Source organism: bacterium (genome assembly GCA_035307765.1).
In the GTDB taxonomy this organism is placed as follows: Bacteria; Sysuimicrobiota; Sysuimicrobiia; order Sysuimicrobiales; family Segetimicrobiaceae; genus Segetimicrobium.
In genome coordinates this window covers 1-16991 of sequence record DATGHU010000006.1, presented here as the reverse complement: position 1 = coordinate 16991, position 16991 = coordinate 1, and the positions used below count along the sequence as shown (strand labels likewise).

At 56.7% G+C, this 16991-nt stretch carries 15 protein-coding genes; 8 read left to right on the top strand and 7 right to left on the bottom strand.

The window, feature by feature from the left end; translation table 11 throughout:
• Positions 1–18: 18 nt before the first annotated feature.
• Together VKV57_01460 and VKV57_01455 are read right to left on the bottom strand one after the other, a co-directional pair.
• Positions 19–1290 (bottom strand): ABC transporter substrate-binding protein, encoded by a 1272-nt coding sequence (locus VKV57_01460; protein HLW58571.1) that lies wholly within the window; start codon positions 1288–1290, stop codon positions 19–21.
• 530 nt (positions 1291–1820) lie between these two features.
• On the bottom strand, positions 1821–3203 hold the full coding sequence (locus tag VKV57_01455) for an ISNCY family transposase (GenBank protein HLW58570.1): 1383 nt from the start codon (positions 3201–3203) through the stop codon (positions 1821–1823).
• 1005 nt (positions 3204–4208) lie between these two features.
• On the opposite strand from VKV57_01455, the gene VKV57_01450 reads away from it, so the two are divergent.
• A complete protein-coding gene (locus VKV57_01450) occupies positions 4209–4700 on the top strand; it encodes a hypothetical protein (protein HLW58569.1) in 492 nt (163 codons plus the stop codon).
• A 41-nt stretch (positions 4701–4741) separates the two neighbouring features.
• On the opposite strand, the gene VKV57_01445 is transcribed toward VKV57_01450, so the two are convergent.
• Positions 4742–5980: a Zn-dependent hydrolase gene (locus tag VKV57_01445; protein ID HLW58568.1), complete on the bottom strand. Its 1239-nt coding sequence runs from the start codon at positions 5978–5980 to the stop codon at positions 4742–4744.
• A gap of 157 nt (positions 5981–6137) precedes the next feature.
• Positions 6138–6833: a GntR family transcriptional regulator gene (locus VKV57_01440; protein ID HLW58567.1), complete on the bottom strand. Its 696-nt coding sequence runs from the start codon at positions 6831–6833 to the stop codon at positions 6138–6140.
• A 322-nt stretch (positions 6834–7155) separates the two neighbouring features.
• Between VKV57_01440 and VKV57_01435 the strand changes: the two genes are divergently transcribed.
• The 5 genes from VKV57_01435 to VKV57_01415 all read left to right on the top strand — a co-directional run bounded on the left by VKV57_01435 (position 7156) and on the right by VKV57_01415 (position 11855).
• Positions 7156–8043, top strand: a complete 888-nt coding sequence (locus tag VKV57_01435) for a transporter substrate-binding domain-containing protein (GenBank protein HLW58566.1) — start codon at positions 7156–7158, stop codon at positions 8041–8043.
• 184 nt (positions 8044–8227) lie between these two features.
• Entirely contained in the window at positions 8228–8914 is a 687-nt protein-coding gene (locus VKV57_01430; GenBank protein ID HLW58565.1) for an amino acid ABC transporter permease, read from the top strand.
• A gap of 20 nt (positions 8915–8934) precedes the next feature.
• Complete coding sequence (locus tag VKV57_01425; protein ID HLW58564.1) at positions 8935–9639, top strand: amino acid ABC transporter permease; 705 nt, start codon at positions 8935–8937, stop codon at positions 9637–9639.
• Positions 9640–9670: 31 nt separating this feature from the next.
• A complete protein-coding gene (locus VKV57_01420; protein ID HLW58563.1) occupies positions 9671–10924 on the top strand; it encodes a M20/M25/M40 family metallo-hydrolase in 1254 nt (417 codons plus the stop codon).
• A 139-nt stretch (positions 10925–11063) separates the two neighbouring features.
• Entirely contained in the window at positions 11064–11855 is a 792-nt protein-coding gene (locus VKV57_01415; protein ID HLW58562.1) for an amino acid ABC transporter ATP-binding protein, read from the top strand.
• A gap of 980 nt (positions 11856–12835) precedes the next feature.
• On the opposite strand, the gene VKV57_01410 is transcribed toward VKV57_01415, so the two are convergent.
• The gene (locus tag VKV57_01410; protein HLW58561.1) at positions 12836–13474 is read right to left on the bottom strand and encodes a recombinase family protein; all 639 of its coding nucleotides are present in this window, start codon (positions 13472–13474) and stop codon (positions 12836–12838) included.
• A gap of 110 nt (positions 13475–13584) precedes the next feature.
• Here VKV57_01410 and VKV57_01405 point away from each other — a divergent pair, with 110 nt between their 5' ends.
• On the top strand, positions 13585–13767 hold the full coding sequence (locus VKV57_01405; GenBank protein HLW58560.1) for a hypothetical protein: 183 nt from the start codon (positions 13585–13587) through the stop codon (positions 13765–13767).
• Between the two features lie 950 nt (positions 13768–14717).
• Complete coding sequence (locus VKV57_01400; GenBank protein HLW58559.1) at positions 14718–15428, top strand: hypothetical protein; 711 nt, start codon at positions 14718–14720, stop codon at positions 15426–15428.
• On the opposite strand, the gene VKV57_01395 is transcribed toward VKV57_01400, so the two are convergent.
• A complete protein-coding gene (locus VKV57_01395) occupies positions 15421–15696 on the bottom strand; it encodes a DUF2283 domain-containing protein (protein ID HLW58558.1) in 276 nt (91 codons plus the stop codon). The genes VKV57_01400 and VKV57_01395 overlap by 8 nt on opposite strands.
• Positions 15697–16320: 624 nt before the next feature.
• Entirely contained in the window at positions 16321–16788 is a 468-nt protein-coding gene (locus VKV57_01390; protein HLW58557.1) for a hypothetical protein, read from the bottom strand.
• Positions 16789–16991: the final 203 nt, after the last annotated feature.

Here is a 16991-nt window from a genome sequence, read left to right as displayed (position 1 = left end):
CGGTACCGCCCCTCGCCCTCACTTCTGACGCGCGGGCAATGAGTCCCAGGCCTGCTGCAACTGAGAGAGGGCCTGCGTTGGCGTAACTCCGCCCGTGATCGCCGAGCCGAATACCGAGTTCATAGCGTCCGCGATGTTGGCCTGGATGAGGTTATCGAACATTGGCCAAATGTGGCCCGTCTGGGTCCTTTGGTAGAGATTCTTCTGCAGAGGATCCGCCAGCATGTCCGCCGGTATATTTTTGTCTGCAGGTACCAACCCCGCTTTCGCCATCGCGCCGCTAACGGCAGGTTGTAGCGCGTCCTGGATGAACTCCAGCGCTAGCTGGCGGTGCTTGCTATAGCTGGTGACAGAGGTCATCCAACCTGGGAAGGAGACAACATTGCCATACGAAGGGGCGCCCGGGTCCTGAGGGATGAACATCAATCCCACGTTGCTGCCGAGCGCCTTAGAGAATACTGGGACGTTCCAACTGCCCGCGTCGAGGATCATGGCAGCTTTGCCGTTAAGGAACATCTGCTCCGGGTCCTTATTGGTTAGGGTGTCAGGATTGACGTAACCGTCCTTGTACAGGGCCACGTAGCGCGTCAGGGCCTGCATGATACGCGGGTCCGTCCACTTGATGCTGCCATCCTTGAGACCGGTGATCTGTGATGCGGTGAGGTAGTTCATCAGGTAATACGAGAACATGTTGTACGCTTGATAGGCCCCATCGACGATAGGCAGGATCCCGTGTCCTTTCAGCATGGCGCAGTCCTGGAGGAACTGTGAATACGTGGTCGGGTAGCTGTTGATTCCAGCTTGGTGGAACAATGTCTTGTTATAGAAGCCTTCATACGATTGCAGTTCGCTCACGATACCGTAGATGCTGTTATCGGTGTTGAATCCCTGGGCAGTGTATTTGAGCCCGATCATGCTCGCTTTCTGCGCGGGGGTCAGGTACTTGTTCAGCGGGACCAGGTAGTTTCCGTACCGTAGGGCGTACAGGCCGGTCCACAGATTGAGGATGTCAGGTCCTGTCTTCCCAAGCGAGGCTGCATCAAAAAGCGAGAAGTACTGGGCGCCGCGCGGTTGCGGAACAATTTGGACCGTGGCGCCGGGATGATGCTTCTCGAAATTCTGCACGGCTGCCATGATCCATTGGTGCTCTGCTTGAGTAGCCGTAAAGTACGTCCAAAAGGTCAGGGTTGTGTGGTCAGATGCGGAACTGGTTGTCGACCCCGCCAAGCTGGTGGCGCTCACGAGCAACAGGATAGTCGATAACGCAAACACCTTAGACTTTTTGCTCATTCTGCACTCTCCTTTCCTTGGATGAAAGCTTGAGGGATCCTTGCATGGGCCGATGCAACGCTCAATCCATGTGTTTCTTCTACCAGAACGTTGTTTCTACGACATCATACTATGGCGACTCCGTAATGTAAAGGATTCTCCCGATGAAAATCGTCTCAGTCATTTCATCGGAACCGCGTCCTTTTCCACATGACTCCCGGACCATCAACAGAAGTTCCCCAGGGCGCGTTCGGCGCGGATGAGACGGGATGGTTTGCTCCCAGCCCCTCCTTTGTTAATCGCCTGCTCATGAGCCTGTTGAATTAGTAGGGAATATCAGGGGCTACAGCGTCCCGAGACGTCGTGTTCCATGCGAGATGTGGGCATAGACGAGGTGCGCGAGGTTTGGTGTCAGTGATCGGGCAGGGATGTTTCGCGAAACATCCAATCGGAGAACTAATTAGTTCGCCATGAAAAATGCAGGTCGAATAACCGATCTGGTACAGATCCGGTAGCGGGCTGAAGGGATGAGCGGGTCCTTTCGCCCGAAACTACCGCGTCGCACCGATCGTCACCAGTCGGTCCAGGTTGTGGGTCAGAATACCGAGTCCGATCCAGATGTCTGCACCATCTCGGCCCCGCAAGCGACTGCGTCGCCACTCGTACTTGCGACTGCCCAAGCTGATCGTGGCTTCCTGCCCACTCCGCCACCGTTGTTGACGGCGGAACCACCGCTGATGTTCATGTGCCGCCCGAGCGGCACCGAGTCTTCCTTTATAGGGCAGGCTAATCTGCTTGACCCCGGCGTTGCGCAAACGCGCTTCGTTGTCCTTGCTACCAAAGCCACGGTCGGTGGCGACGACGCGCGGCGTCCGCGGAACGGTCTGCGTATGGCCCGCCAGGGCAGCGGCCAGTAGGCCGCTATCTCCCGGGTTCCCCACGTGGACCTCGTAATGCGTGATCACGCGATCCTCGGTCTCCGTAAGCAGTGCCTTGTAGCCGAACTCCGTCTTCATGCTCAACTTTCCGCGGCGGATGGGGCGTGCCTCAGGATCAAACACGCTCACCACCCGGTCGGGAATGGACGTCGTGCCCCCGATGCGGGTGCGGGCTTGAGCCATAACTCGCGTCGTCAACTGCAGTTGGCGCCGCAAGCGCAGCCGGGTGCGCTGGACCAGCGCGGCCGTCCGGCCCTTCCCGTGCGGGCCGCGCAGCCGGCTATTGCGCAGGACGCGCTGGGCTTGCAGGCTGATCTGCCGAGTCAGCCGCAACACCCGCGCGGTCTGCGTCAGCACCGCGGTCTTCGCCTCGTTCGTGCGCATCCGGAGACTGCGACCAACCGCGGCGAGCGATCGCTTGATGCTCCGCGCCCGCGAGCGAAAGGTCGTGCGGACGGCCGCTCCGACGGTATGGAGCCGGCGGACCGTTCGCGTCACCACCCGTACACTATCGGCCAGCAGGCCGATATCGGTGGGATAGTCGATGGGCGCTTGCACGACCGTCGTGTCCACGCGCAGTCTGCGACTCCGCACGAGCTTCCGCTCGCTCGCGTGCTGCACCAGGAGGCGGTTCAACTCGTGCACGACCTCAGGCCCGTACTTCCGGGTCAGCTTGCTGAGCGTGGTGGGATGCGGCACCGCCGCGTCGAGCGCCAAATGGCAGAAGTGGCGCCAATGCAGACTGTCGGCGACTTCGCGGACCAGCGTTTCATAGCCGAACCGATAGCGGTGCTTCAGGTACATCAGGCGGAGATAGGTCTCCACGGGGACGGTGGGGCAGCCGATCAGCGTCCGAAAGCGTTGCCGGTAGGGTTCGAAGAAACGGTCATCCGCCAAGCAGGCATCGACGGTCGTCAATTCGACACTGAGGGTGCGCGCTTGGGGCGGCAGCAGCTGTTCCCACAACGACTCTTGGGGGTCCCTCAGCCGCAACATGGCCAGCCTCGGGAGGAGGAGTGGCGAACCGGAGCGCGAAGAAACAGCATTGGGATTCCCTCCCCGGTGTGTCGGACAGGTGTGACTTGGCGGTTGCATCAGTTCGATTCGCCGTCTGGGTTGGGAATCCCTAGTATTTCGCACGTATCTCACCCAAGAAATCCTTGTTTTACTTGGGTTTGCAGCAACGTATTTCATGGCGAACTAATTAGGTGCGCGAGGCTCTGTCATGACCCTTCACCGTCCGGCCCGTAGGTTGTCCAAAGGGCTGGCCCTCCTGAACTGGAAGGAAACGGGATCGACGATACCACACTGACGAGGTTTGGCTTCGCACGGAGCATGGAGTATTGGGCACGCAAGGAAGTCGCCGATGTGATCGGCAGTCGTAATGGCTTCGATGCGGGCAGGGTGATCAAGATAGCCGCTAAGGCCATTACCCCACGCAATGGCGGCCCGATGGTCGCGTCAAGGTATGCCGCCCGACCTGTCTGCAACGGCAGTGTTCTGCTGACCCTATGAGCCCAGACAAGCGACAACCATTTGGGGGAGTTGTGAACCGACCTGCCGCCGCATTGGGTCAAACCGATGCTCGTGGTCGACGTGGACTATGGGGAGCCGCCAGCAGACGGCCTACGTCACCCACCGCTGAAAGCGTTGCGAGCCGACCAAGACCTTCGGGAGGTCAGGCTTCCTCGAAAATCCTGAGATGGGCTTGGTCGCTTCGCGTTGAATCTGGGACCGTTGTTGATACACGGTTATGTCTGCCATCAGGAGTGAGTGTTCAGCAGGGCGGATGGATGCCTCCAGCGAAGGGCGCCACGTCCACGCAACACGGGGCTGGCGCTGCGCGAACAGGCCCGGCCCTGGGACCACGAGGGAGGATCTCTCATGGCCGAGCAGGACCCGTACTTCGGCGCGATGCCGCACTCTATCCCCCGACGAGGTCGCCAGCTTGGCCGGCCGCGAAGATGTGGGGCGGGCACGGGCGAAAGGACGGGGGTCAATGTGTCGAACGTGCGTGGCGCGGCGCACTGCTTTCCGACCGAGGGGACGCCGATCTCGCGGTGCCGGGCCATCGGGCTGATCGGCAGTCTCGCCGCCATAGCCACAGCCCACAGCATCGTCCGGCCCGCCTGGGCCGTCAGTGGTGTGGGCTGGACCCAGTGGGCTCAGGTCCCCACCATTCCCAGGCTGACGTTCTCCCCCGCGGCGGCCGCCTACCGGGGAGGCACCGGCGGGGGGTCCTATATGTGGGTCTATGGCGTGAGGGCCGATGACTTCTCCCTCAGCTACGCCGAATGGAACGGAAGACAGTGGGGCTCCTGGCAAAGCCTCGGGGGCAAGTGGACCTCCAGTCCGGGCGCCTGTGTCACCGAGGTCGGCGGCCACCTGGTGTACTGCCGGGACGTGGACAACGCGACCTATCAGAACAATGGGCACCCGCGCATTGGGACAGTCTCGGGGAAGCGGGATAGATTGACGCTAGTCGAAGCCTGAAGCCTGGGCCCGCGACGGCAATTCCAACTTAGCGGTCACCACTATACGCTGCCGGCCAGTGTGAGGACGGATTCAAGCAGTACGTCGGCGCCACGCGCACAATCTTCGGGGGCACTCCATTCAGCCTCATTATGGCTAAGACCATTTCTGCTGGGCACAAAGATCATGCCAGTTGGAAAGTGCTCGGCCATGTACTTCGCGTCGTGACCAGCGCCCGCCCATAAGCGTCTCCGACTATATCCACGGCCTGCCGCCGCATTCGCTACGGCCGTGACGACCTGGTGGGCAAACGGCGTAACTGGGCTCCGCCAGACTTCGCTGCGTCGAATGGTGACATGATCTAGTTCCTCAACGCGCTGGCATGCCTCGTCGGCCATGCCCAGCGCCCGCGTCAGCCCATCATCGCGCGGGGACCGCACGTCCAACATCATCTCCACGCGGCCGGGGACGACGTTGACAACGTTCGGCGAGACATTTAGCTGGCCGACGGTAGTTTTGATATCGTTCAGCCGCTCTGAAATGTCCCTCAACAGCAATACGAGTCGCGCTGCAGCAACCATTGCATCTCGGCGATCCGGCATGGGTGTTGGACCCGCGTGAGCCGCGCGACCAACGACCTCGATGCGATTCCAAGAGATGCCTTCGATGCCCTCCACGATGCCGATTTGTGCCCCTGCCCGCTCCAGGACGGGACCCTGCTCGATGTGAAGTTCGAGGTAAGCGGCGCATTCGCGAAGACGGTTATTAAGGTCACCAAGATAGCCGATGCGCGTCAGTTCGTCGACAAAGGTTCTCCCTTCTACATCGCGCGTCGCATACGCCTGATCTCGGGTGAAATGACCGCAAACGGTGCCGCTCGCCAACATTGCCGGTCCGAAACGTACACCTTCTTCATTCGTCCAGTTCACGACTTCCAACGGGGCTTCGGTTCGAACGCCGGCATCATTAAGCGTGCACACAACTTCGAGTGCGCCCAGCACGCCAAGTGATCCATCAAACCGACCGCCGGTCGGAACTGTGTCTAGATGGGATCCAAAAACTATCGGTGGCGCGCTGTCATCGACACCCTTTCGTCGGCCGTACATATTGCCGAGATCGTCAACCCGAAGCGTCAAGCCTGCCGCTGTGAACCACTGTTTTAACAAGTTCCGCGCGTCACGATCGGCGTCGCTCAAGGCGAGGCGCCGGACGCCGTGGCTTGACGTCTTACCAATTTCCGCCATGGTCATGAGGTTAGACCAAATACGCTCGGAATTGACTGAAGTCGGACCTTGAGTCACTAAAGCTACCTCCGGCTTTTCCTCATGCCAACCTGCCCGCTAGGCGCGTCTCTGCAGATTAGACAACTCAGTTTGTGCATGAAGAATCTTCACGTATTGAATATGTCCTAGACCGCCAATCCTCCACGTTGTGAGAGAACGATCTCGTGCTAGCATCCTATGACACTGTCACGCCGGCGAGCGCAGCGTTGAATGCCTCCCGCGCCCTGAGGATCCGCAAGATGTGATCCTTCGCCGTGCGAATATGAGCTCGAACCACTCTCTCGGCCTCATCCGCGCGGTGCCGGTCAATTAGTGTGACGATCATGGCGTGCTCGCGACGCGTTTCTTCCGCCGCCGCGTCATCTTCCTCGACCACCTCGATCCAGATCACTTGGCACATGCGATTCAGAAGACGGCACACCGTTTCGTAGAGAAAGGAGTCACCACTCGCCTTCGCAATACCCTCGTGCAACCGGAGCCCCACGAGTATTTCTTCACCGCGCTTTGCCGGATCATCGCAATATTGTGCAAGCCGCGAGAGAATGTTTCTTAGACCGTCCAAAGTATCAGGAGTCAAACGCGCAATCGCAAGTCGTACAGCGTGCACTTCGAGAACTTCCCGGAGATCATAAAGGTCAGCTACTTGCCTTGCGTCAAGATCAATAATGCGCACCCCGCCCAAGGCATGCTGTTCTACAAAACCATCGCGCTCTAATCGGCGCAGTGCTTCGCGGATGGGCGTTCGACTAACCCCCAAGTTCTTTGCCAATTCTCGATCACTGAGGCGCTCCCCAGGCCTCAGAGAGCCTTGAATAATCCTGTCCCTCAAGTGAATGTATGCCTTTTCGGTTACGGCACTTCCGCTCCCCAAATCGCCACCCCCCTGCCCCTATTGCGGTCCCGTGCTCGTACCGAGTCTGCTGTGCCAAGAGTCAAACGGCGTGTCTATGTTTATATATATGTTTATATAATAGAGGGACTGTTTTGGTTCGTAACAAAGACAATATAGCATACCGATTGGTATTTCATAGAGAGAGCCAGATTGGTATACAAACTGGGCTAGGATCAGTTACAAGTACCCGGGGTAGAGCTGCTCGGCAGACGGGCGGCGGCAATGAGCTCGCCCCTATGACCACGGTGCCGTGACGGTGCCTCACGGACAACCATTTGCATGAAAAAAGGGGGGATTTCGGATGACAAGCGCCGGAAACGATGCGAAGCCAAACCACATGGGACGCAGAGAGCTCTTGGCGGCGGCCAGCATTCTGCCTATCGTGGTGACTGTTGCAAGTAGCGTGCGTTCGGCCCAGGGGGCGTCACCTTGCCCGTCGTCATCAACGCTGGACCAAGTAAAGAAGAGAGGAAAAATTGTCGTCGGAATAAATCCGGCGCAAGCTCCCTACGGCCTCCTCGGTAATAACGGACAGTGGACTGGTTTCGACCCCCACTTGGCGCGGGAAACGGCGAACCGATTAGGAGTCAAACTCGAGATCACTCAGGTAACTCCTTCCTCCCGGATTCCCCTCCTTTTCGCTGGAAAAGTTGACGCTTTGATGGCTGGCATGGCCGTGACTAGAAGACGAATGCTGCAAATTGACTTTAGCATCCCCTACATTACAGTGGACGAAAAACTTCTGGTTAAGCAAGGGAGCGGTATTAGCGGTCCTGTAGATCTCGCAGGACGAACTGTGGCGGTCGTCGCCGGATCTAGCACCGAAGTGGCCTTACAAAAGGCACAGCCGAAGGCTAAGTTGTTGCGCTATCAAGAACTGCCCGACGGGTTTCTTGCACTAAAACGAGGACTAGCGGACGCCTTTGCATCTGATGTTATGATTATCACGAAGCTCGCCGCAACCGATACTCAGCAGAAATATGAAATTGTTGGCCCGGACCTCGACGTCATTCCCATTGCGGTGGGAGTCCGTCCCATTGACTCGAGATGGCGTGACACAATGACCTTTACACTCTTGGACATGCAGAAGGACGGTACTTACGCGAAATTGTTCGACGAGTACTTTGGTAAGAACAGTCAATTTCACTTGCCGGTTCCGGCACTAGATCTGCAGGGAATGCCAGATTAAAGAGCGGCGTCGTGGGGAAGTGTACCAGACGCCGCCGTTGACGCGGACTGTATGATCATCAGCGCGTCGCGCGTGGTCGTCGTTCTCTCCCACAGGCATAGCCATGCTCACCGTTGCCAGTGTCGCACTGGTGTCAGCGACAAACATAGGGACGCCCCTTGAACAGGCAGCGGGCTGACCGTTAATGCCAATCGACTGGGAATTCATCATCAGCAAAGGCGTGCTGCAACAGATCGCTGCTGGACTCTGGCTCACCGTAATAATGTCGATTTCGTGCTGCGTTGGCGCGCTTCTCTTTGGCGCGCTCGGTGCGTTGTTGCAACTTAGTACTTCTAAATGGCTAAGGTCCATCGGTCAGTCATATGTAACTATTTTCCGCAACATCCCCCTCTTGGTGGTACTCTTTTTCTTCTACTTCGGCGTTCCGACGCTTGCGCAACCGCGGCAGCTACCGATCCTGTATTCGGGAAGCTACGAGACAAATATCGCGATTCTCGTGATATCCCTAGTCTCCGGCGCGTATATGGCCGAAGTTATCCGCGCTGGAATCGAAGCCGTTCCAGGCGGTCAAATCGAGGCTGCGCTCGCCTCTGGCATTAACAAGCGACAGACCTTCCAGCATATAATTGTCCCGCAACTCGCGCCAATTATTCTTCCTGGCATGGCGAGCGAGGTAATAAACGTAACAAAGAGCACAGCATTCTCAATGGCAATCGGCGTCAAGGAACTTACATCGCAAGGCCAGCAAATTGAATCCGCGACATTCAAAGGCTTTGAAGCGATGACGGCCGTTACCCTGACTTACCTGGTCTTGAACGGAGCGATATTCGCCATCATGACAGCGCTCGAAAGAAGTTTCGGCAAGAAATAGGCCATGGCGGGGTCGACTCTATGCCCGTGATCCTGGAGAGTTGGCGTTACTTCTTGCTGGGCACTTATCCGCAGGGCCCAATCGGGGGCCTAATCCTTACTGTATACCTAGGCGTCTACACGGGAGCAACAGCGCTCGCTATCGGCCTGACATTGGGTTCTATGTCGCTGGTGCCTTTCCCACCGATAAGATGGATCGCCCGTGTTCTAGTGATGCTCGTTAGAGGCATACCTTCGCTCGTTTTCTTGTTTTGGATGTACTTCCTGTTGCCCCGACTTACCGGTATTGATTTATCGCCCTTCCAGAGCCTCTCGATAGGACTAGCTGTTTATCATGGCAGTTACATGGCGGAGGACATTCGGGGAGGCATTCAGGCGGTACATCGAGGGCAGAGGGAAGCTGGTTATGCTACAGGGCTCGGCGGGCTCAACATCCTCCACCATATCATCCTACCTCAGGCCGTGCGAGCCATTATCCCAGCCTTGGTCAATCGGTTTGTGACGCTGTTTATGTACACATCTGTAGTTGCCCTATTCGGCGTCCTGGACTTCATGCGAATTGGCGTACTGTTGAATGACCGCTCCCTAATCTACCCGATGCAAATCTTCGGCTTTGTTGGTGCCGTGTATTTCTGCTTCAGCTACGGTCTGACGCGATTGGGTCGGAAACTTGAGAAACGGTGGCAGTGGGCACCGAAAGTACACAGTTTCGATACAGCAGTGTAGGGGTGAGACACGAAGAAGGGAGTGTGGATACATGTCCCAAACGCAGCCGAATAAAGGCGCAATGCTCAACAGCGTACTCAAGATATTGGACGCCAAACGCAACGAGTTGGTTGAGTTCACACGCGACATCGCTAGGATTCCTAGCGTCACAGGTAACGAGGCCGCAATATCCGAGACATGCGCCCAGCGAATGCGTAGCTTGGGACTCGAGACCGAGCTATCGAGCGTATCCTCCAATCAAAATAACGTCTTGGGGTGGATTCGAAGTTCAGGCGAGCGCGAGAGCCTTATGCTGACTGGACACATGGACACTCTACCGCCTGCCGACGGTTGGACCCGAAACCCCTATGGCGGCGACGTCTTCGAGGGTAAGATATTCGGCAATGGTATTTCAAACATGAAGGCATCGGATTCCGCAATGGTATATGCAGCCTACGCGATAAAGGAAGCCGGTCTAAAGCTTCGAGGCGATGTTCTCGTTGCACTGGTAGTAAGCGAATGCCAAAGTGGCATTGGCTCAATGGATCTGATGTCCAAGAACATCAAGACAGGCAGGTTCATCAATACGGAGCCAACTGAACTCGGAATTCTCACGCTCAATTCTGGCCCTCAGTATATCCGAGTGAACATATTGGGACGAGCGGGTCATTCGGGCTCCCACGATCGTGGCGTAAACGCAGCGGCCCTGATGTGTCAGCTGGTGGGTCGACTTGGTCCGATGCACCAGAAGATCCCTGCAGGTGGGTGGCTCGAATATGAGGATCGTCCACAATATCGAGGCTTGCCAATTTATCATCTTGGTGCAATAAGAGGCGGACTCGGACGGGAGTTGCTCGAGGTGCCGGCCAACACCCCCTCTTTTTGCACCGCTGTCATCAATGTTCGCGTACCACCCAACCAGCATTTCCAAACGACCCTAGAGTGTTTCGAAAAATTGCTACGGGACATGCAGAAGGGCACCCCGGGTTTTCAATTCGAGCTTTCATGTTCTTGTGGAAAGCCAGCGTTTGAGTCGCCGGAAAATTCGGCCACGGTCAAGGCCCTGGCCGACGCCTATCGAGAGATCATGGGAGCCGAGCCCCCATTGGGACCGATCGAGCCCTATATGTTCACGGGAACCGATGCGGGGTTCATGCAGGAGGCCGGAATTCGAGACGGCGTTGTCATGGGGCCGGGACGATTCACGTCGAGTCTCCCGGACGAATATGTGGAAGTCGACAAGCTAGTGTGTGCCGCGAAAATTTATGCGGCAGCGATAATCGATCTCTGTGGCGCGGTGGTCTAAAAGGACGAAAATCGCTAGGATACTCTCATTATGACCTCACGAAGAGATTACTCGGCCCCCGTGGCATATTCGAGACCCGAGGACGAAGTCGTTACGATCATTTGGGACATAGCGACTTGCTGGCCGAAGGTCGGAACCGTTGGCGTCTAAACCTTCGGCCAGATTGGCACCGGCAGGCGCGTCGCCGCCTACAATCGAGTTCCGAAAAGTAAACAAATGGTTTGGCAATCTTCACGTACTGCGCGATGTATCTTTTGCGGTCGCGCCGGGCGAAGTCATAGTTATTTGTGGCCCTTCGGGATCCGGAAAGAGTACGCTGGTACGGTGCATTAATCACCTAGAGCCGGTTCAATCGGGCACCATTTCTGTTTTTGGGCGGCCCATTGATGAGTGGAAGCGCAATCTCAGGGAGCTGCAATCGGAAATAGGGGTGGTGTTCCAGACCTTCAACTTGTACCCTCACAAGACCGCCGTGGAGAATGTGACACTAGCGCCTATTTTGGTCAAGGGACTATCCAAGCGAGAAGCGCGCGATCTAGCGATGTCGCTATTGGAACGAGTAGGGGTAGCAGATAAAGCGAACGTCCACCCCGCCTATCTGTCTGGAGGACAGCAGCAGCGCGTGGCGATTGCACGTGCCCTAGCTATGCAACCTAAGATCATGCTCTTCGATGAACCAACATCAGCGTTAGACCCCGAGATGATTAACGAGGTCCTCCAGGTAATTGCCGCCTTGACCAAAGAAGGCATGACGATGGTAATTGTTACACACGAAATGGGGTTTGCCCGCGGCGTCGCGCACCGAATAATGTTCATGGATCGAGGCGAAATTTTGGAGTTCGCTAAGGCGACGACCTTCTTTGCAAACCCGGAGACTGAGCGTGCCAAAGCTTTTCTTGCGAAGATTCTGTCCCATGACATCACGGGATGAATCCAGTGCGGCTTCGCTCGGTCCTAGGATTTGGCCCATGATTCTATGTAACTGTCTAGTCGGTCCCAAGGGGATTCGGCCCACAAACTAATCGATCGGCCCGGAGGTTACCGTCCTGCCTCGCCCGTTCATGAAATCCGCGGTTATGAAGCAATTTCGCCGATCTGTTTCGCGGCTCTTCTTATCGATTCTTCGCCCTTCGTGGCGGTCCCGTTAGCAAACCGTTAGCACTAATGTCTGAGGGAACCTCATCATACACTCTCGAAGAGACTTACATCGTGGCGTATACCAGGAAGCTTCTTGCGAAGCTGCAGAAGGTAGACTTACGCAACGCTTGGAGCCACGAAGCGCTCGATTTTACCAATTGGCTCGCGCAGGAAGAAAACCTGGGCCAGCTTAGCTGTATTTAGTTAAGGATCTGGAGACACCCAGGGTCTCCCGGCGCGTCTGCTAGTTTATCCAGTATGGGCGAGGTGTTGACACTTTTGTCCTCCAACCATCGTCCTCATTCGCGCTCAGCTGGCCTTCGGGGCCAGAAAGACCGCGGCCGGCGTGCGACCGTGGAGCCGATAGCCTTGGTGCGATCGGTCCCGGTTGTAGAAGCGCAGGTACGCCTGCGGGTCCTGCTCCAGTTGCGCGACGCTCCAGTAGTACGTCCGGCGAAAGGCCCCGCGCCACAGCTCGGTGATTTTCCCTCCGGATAAACCGTCACTCTACCCGATTCGCAAATTCGTCCCACAAAAAATGCATCCGGGGATAGTTAGACCGTCCAATGACCAGTATTCGGCCCGTTCTGCGAACAGGCGATGAACCGGACTTTGTCGGGGCTACTCAGCCTCTTTGGCGCGAGGTTGCAGCGAGGAAAAAGGTAGCAGTCCCGGACGCCCGAGATCAGGTGGCCTACGAACTGTCCGGTTGGAAGGCCTGAACGAACAACGGCTACCCCGGCCCAAAAGGAGTTCCTTACGGGCAGGTAATTATCACTTACCGGAGCCGCCCAGAGTACGGCTTTCGGAGGGCTCTACGTGACTCCCATTTCGGACACCTGCCAGGAGCCGCCCAATCGTAGCCCGTCCGACGCCCAACCGCCGGGCGGCTTCCGCTCGGCTGATCTGTCCGGCGTAGAGGGCGGGTACGAGCCCCTCCCACTCGCAAAGGAACTCCGCATCCTGGATGCGACTGGGACGCCCGAGCCGCTTCCCCTGGCGTTTCGCCCTGTCCATACCTGCCCGAACTCTCTCGCTCAGGATGCCTCGTTCCAACTGGGCGTAAGCGACGGTGATATAGTAGAGGGCTTCCCCGAAGGGCGAGGTTGTGTCCAGCCACGGCTCGCTAAACGAGCGGAGACCCACGTTCCAGCCTCGGAGGCGCTCCAGCGTCGTAGAGGCGTCCAGAACGCTCCTGAAGGCCCGGTCCAGCCTCCAGACTAGGACGAGGTCAATCTTGTGCCTGCTGGCGCCATCCAGGAGCCGCCCCCACGCCACACGGCCTCTCAGGTCGGTGGCCGAAGCGTGGTCCATGTACTCCCCGACGGCCGTCCACCCCGCCTGGCTCTCTACAAACTCCCGCAAGGGTAGCAGTTGGGTCTCGGGGTTCTGGTCCTTGTCAGACGTACTCACTCTTGCGTAAACTCCCACTCTCATCACCGTAACCCCCTGTCCAATGCGATTATTATACCAGAGGGGGTCAGGGATTGACATGAGAAATCCGTAGAGGGTATCGTTGGTGCATGGCAAGGAAAATGAATCTTCCCGAAGAGATCAGAAAGCAGTTCGTCGAGTTTGGACGCCAGGGAGGGCGGATTGGTGGTCCGGCCAGGATCAAGAGGCTGGACCAGCAGGAACGCCAAGCCCTTGCCAGGAAGGCCTCCAAAGCCCGCTGGGCCAAGGTGAAGAAGACCACGCCGAAGTGACAAGGGTCAAAACGGCCCTGCGAAATGTGGGAATCACACCACCGGTCCGGAAATCGGCGGGAAGTGGGGGACAACTTGAAGACGATCGATTGGCGAGATTACCCGGGGCAGCCGCGGCGTTTTGGGTGATCGTGGCAATCGTGTTGGGCCGAAGCCTTGGCTCGGGCCGTGGTCGAACGTGAGAATGGATGCAGTACTTATCCCGCTAAGCATCGTATTTGTGCGGTCCGGGTTCTCCGAATAAAGGCACGGCCACGTTAGTAACCCAAGGAAAATCCGAGTAGTCTCCGTTGTGCCCTTGCAGCCCCCGACCCTCTTGCATGTAATTATTGGTTGTCAAAGCTGAACCACCGGCATGGCTATACGCAGGGACGAGACGCGGCGCGTGTGGGAAAGTAGGCAGGCTGGCAAAAAAGAACAATTTGCCCCGGGGGAGCTATCGCTGTTTCGGGGGTCACTTCCGAGACGGCGCGCATATGTCCGTGAGTTATCCTCAGGATGCCCAGAAGGGAACTCACAGAGTGGCCGGTAAACCGGTTCGCTTAATAGACAGTCTCCGCTGGGAAATGCCAGTTGGGCTTGCCGCAATGCTGCGGAAGGGAGGAACCGATGGAAATGTGCAGAGGGGTGTTCGTTAGGGGTGGGAGATTCCGGATTCATACCCTCACTAGGGAGGACCTGGACGCTAAGGAGACCCTAGCGAGCCAAGGTATCCGGTTGGTGGAGTGGGAATTTGAGGTCGAGAACCTTGACGCGGCAGAAGCTAAAGCTATCAAAGACATGACGAAGTACAATGCGAATAGCCAGGATGCTATGCGCTACATCTATGTCGCGGACAATCATGGCAGAGTCCGAGATATTTTTGACCGTGGATAAGACCTGTGCCCCGGCACCGTCGTGGGCAAGGGGGAGGTGAGGCACACCAGAAGCGGGAGAGGGGGGGAGGTATCATGAGTCCCTATCTCTATAATTTTGGGAACATACCATATTCAATGTCCCAGGTCCCATGGTACATCCAGCTCGTTGAGAAATGGCCAGACTTTGTGGTAACCTTCTTTGGCGTGCTTGCAGGGGCGTATTTAGCTTACCGAATCGAGAGAAAAGTCGCGCATTCTACACTGAGCACGGAAAGGTCACTAGAAGAAAGTCGTGACCAGGAATACCTGCTTGTTCACCTTGATCGACTGAAGATTGAGATTCGCGATAACCAGCAGACCGTGCCCAAGGTAATCGAGGCACTAAACAAGGCGCTCATCGCCGACCGCCATAGGAGGGTGATCCTTCTCGGTTGGGCAGCCAAATTAGCCGGCGGATTATCCGTTGCGGCTTATGAAAATCTGTCTGCATCCGGGTTGCTTCGACTGCTGCCGGATGAGATTCAAGCGTCAATATTCGACGCTCGGCAACGTACGGCGAATCTGAGGGCCATGGTTGAGGCGGGCGAACCGGCCATGTCTTTTTACGCATCTCATTTGGACGGGGACCTCCCGGGCGAAACACACATCAAGGACATTCTTAGTTACTCTCACACGACATATGACGGTCTTAAGACGATAAAGGAGGAGATATTCAAGTTTACCGGACAATTCAAGGAAAGGGTCAGGGCGAGAACTCGAAATGAGACGGGTCCGGACGCCGTGGGCCGACGCCGACCTAAGTGAGGGCTAGTTGTTTGCGGGTGTCTGGAATAAGCTTGCGAAAGGTATCGACGACACTTAGAAGATGGGGATCCAAACCGAATTCTCCTACCAGCCTGGAAAGATCGGCCCCCGGATCGAGCACTTCAATCCCCACGAGTCCACCATCTTCGCCCAGGTCGAGAATGATGTCCTCTGAGAACTCGCGCTGGGACACAGACTCCACTCCGCGCAAATAGATATAGAGCGCGTTAGCGGCTCGGTCATAGGTGATGTTGTAGCCCTGCTTCATAGTTCCGCCCAAAAAGATGTTACAATCCAGATTGTGTCGTCTGTCTCCTCAATTACCACATTCAATCTCCGACCCCGTATAGTTCCCATGAGGCGCCTTCGCTTCCCCTTACGCGGAAGAATGATTTCAGGGTTCTGTACGATGGATCTGGCCTCCTCCTCTTGAATACCTCGTTGGTGCATCCGGGCCAGTCCATGGTCGTAGAACTGGATCGTCTTCATTGATCATATACCCCAAATCGCTGTGCCCACACCACCCACTAGTTGTTGCCCTCCACAAGAGCCCGTCAGACCGCCTAGGAGCCCCTTCCGGCACCCCAGGATACAGAGCCAGACCACCCCGCGCCCACTACGATCCTCTTACCCGGATTGTTAAAACAAGGGCGCAGGGTGCCTACTTTTTCCATCCCCGGGCAGTAACCTCGCTTGTACCACCTGGTACTCCTGAAGCAAATGTGAGAATCGGCGACACGAAATATCCATTCGCTTTCGTGATTCCTCACCGATAGTGGTTTGGCGTCGGACTCATCGCTCTTGCCTTTCTGCTGCAATTGCCCAAAGTCATGATCAACCTGCAGTAGTTAGGCCCATCGAGTCTACTTCCACGGAGGCATGGGCGAGACGATCAGCAAGCCCCCCACCGATGGCAGTAGGACATGCCGATGATCCCCAGAACCCAGATAACTGCCAGCGCCAAGACAAAGAGGACGATGAATGCCAAATAACCGAGAATGCCATGGGGGCGATGTTGATGCTGAAGCACTGCCCACGTGGCGAAAATGATTAGCACTGGAGGGCCGAGAACCAAGAATGATCCCAGAACTACAGTCATGGCGAATAACACCCAATCCACAACAATCGCCAAAGGGCCAATGACAGGGTATTTCTCAATCCCCGCGAGATGATCGAATGGAAAACCTTGGGTTAGAGTCTCGCCCAGGTTCTTGAACACATAACGGACAACAACATTGATGAGAACAATGAAAAAGGTGAGGACTAAGAACCCTGAGATGCGCCTTAGCCAATGCACAACAGGCCGTTCCCCTACGGAGTTTGTCTTAGCGACCGCCCATGAATCGGCTATCGTATTCATCTTATAGTCGCCATATGCCTTCTAGCGGTGGCAGACGGCCAGGCGCGCAACGCAATCTAGGGTGTACTGTTTGGATGTAGTGTTGACACTTGGAGGGCTACCTCCCGTGACAGCAAGAGGGTCACAGCCCAGCCTCCGAATACTCCAACCGAGACCTGCCGGGTTTCGGGAGGAGGGAGACGGACGTGACCCTCGAGGACAGC

What these genes read in the sequence shown, in the direction of transcription:
- VKV57_01460 (HLW58571.1), bottom strand. Translation starts at nt 1,290, where the DNA reads ATGAGCAAAAAGTCTAAGGTGTTTGCGTTATCGACTATCCTGTTGCTC.
- VKV57_01455 (HLW58570.1), bottom strand. Translation starts at nt 3,203, where the DNA reads ATGTTGCGGCTGAGGGACCCCCAAGAGTCGTTGTGGGAACAGCTGCTG.
- VKV57_01435 (HLW58566.1), top strand. Translation starts at nt 7,156, where the DNA reads ATGACAAGCGCCGGAAACGATGCGAAGCCAAACCACATGGGACGCAGA.
- VKV57_01430 (HLW58565.1), top strand. Translation starts at nt 8,228, where the DNA reads ATGCCAATCGACTGGGAATTCATCATCAGCAAAGGCGTGCTGCAACAG.
- VKV57_01425 (HLW58564.1), top strand. Translation starts at nt 8,935, where the DNA reads ATGCCCGTGATCCTGGAGAGTTGGCGTTACTTCTTGCTGGGCACTTAT.
- VKV57_01420 (HLW58563.1), top strand. Translation starts at nt 9,671, where the DNA reads ATGTCCCAAACGCAGCCGAATAAAGGCGCAATGCTCAACAGCGTACTC.
- VKV57_01405 (HLW58560.1), top strand. Translation starts at nt 13,585, where the DNA reads ATGGCAAGGAAAATGAATCTTCCCGAAGAGATCAGAAAGCAGTTCGTC.
- VKV57_01400 (HLW58559.1), top strand. Translation starts at nt 14,718, where the DNA reads ATGAGTCCCTATCTCTATAATTTTGGGAACATACCATATTCAATGTCC.
- VKV57_01395 (HLW58558.1), bottom strand. Translation starts at nt 15,696, where the DNA reads ATGAAGCAGGGCTACAACATCACCTATGACCGAGCCGCTAACGCGCTC.
- VKV57_01390 (HLW58557.1), bottom strand. Translation starts at nt 16,788, where the DNA reads ATGAATACGATAGCCGATTCATGGGCGGTCGCTAAGACAAACTCCGTA.